Raw genomic sequence first — 576 nt, 5'->3', positions numbered from 1 at the left:
TTCCGTGGTTTCATTGTACCACGGAACAGGGCTGGTTGTATAGCGGCAAAAGTGTCAAATCTGCTTCTTTACAGCTTATCAAATCGCTGGTTTTTGTGTAGCAGCGGCTTCCGCTTCCAGTACCCGCGCCATTTTATCGGCGGCGGTGGTTGTGGTGTCTTTCTTGAAATAGCCGGACACAACAAGGACGGAATTGCCCATGCGGATTTCCGTCACGCAGTCGGGGCGGCGGGCGGTGCGGGTGTCGTGCTGCTTGTTCTCTGCCATAGGCAATACTCCTTTCAGTCAGCAATCAGTTTCTTCATGCTCTTCATTTTCCGCTGCGCGGTTTCCTGCCGGAAATTCTCGCCGGTGAAGCGCACCGGGACGCAAATGCTCGGCGCAAAACTTCTCGCCCAATGCCTGCGCCCGGTCTACGGTCAAGCCATTGTCCGGCCCGTCCCGTGGGTCAAAGCTGATGATATAGTGGTGGCTTTTCACATCTTCCCGCCGCTGGTTTTTCTCATAGCGGAGATTTGCCCGCATACAGGCAACGGCAAAATCCTCCCCGCCGCAGTTCAGCGTGGACAGCCGGTA

Annotated in this window: 1 protein-coding gene and 2 pseudogenes; all 3 read right to left on the bottom strand. The window is 55.6% G+C overall.

The window, feature by feature from the left end; all coding sequences use genetic code 11:
* Positions 1-78: 78 nt before the first annotated feature.
* Positions 79-267 carry a transposon-encoded TnpW family protein gene (locus WMO64_RS17090; protein ID WP_015573783.1) on the bottom strand — a complete coding sequence of 63 codons (189 nt, stop codon included), beginning with the start codon at positions 265-267 and terminating at the stop codon, positions 79-81.
* Between the two features lie 14 nt (positions 268-281).
* Positions 282-377 (bottom strand): annotated as a pseudogene (locus WMO64_RS17085) (ATP-binding protein); the annotation flags it as partial.
* Positions 361-576 (bottom strand): annotated as a pseudogene (locus WMO64_RS17080) (relaxase/mobilization nuclease domain-containing protein); the annotation flags it as partial. The pseudogenes WMO64_RS17085 and WMO64_RS17080, both read right to left, overlap by 17 nt.

The organism is Pseudoflavonifractor intestinihominis (assembly GCF_040096055.1).
Lineage (GTDB): Bacteria > Bacillota > Clostridia > Oscillospirales > Oscillospiraceae > Pseudoflavonifractor > Pseudoflavonifractor intestinihominis.
The sequence above is the reverse complement of the archived record's forward strand: the minus strand, read 5'-3'. Positions and strand labels throughout refer to the sequence as shown.

Excerpts from the sequence above, each read along its gene's own strand:
- WMO64_RS17090 (WP_015573783.1), bottom strand. The coding sequence starts at position 267 with ATGGCAGAGAACAAGCAGCACGACACCCGCACCGCCCGCCGCCCCGAC.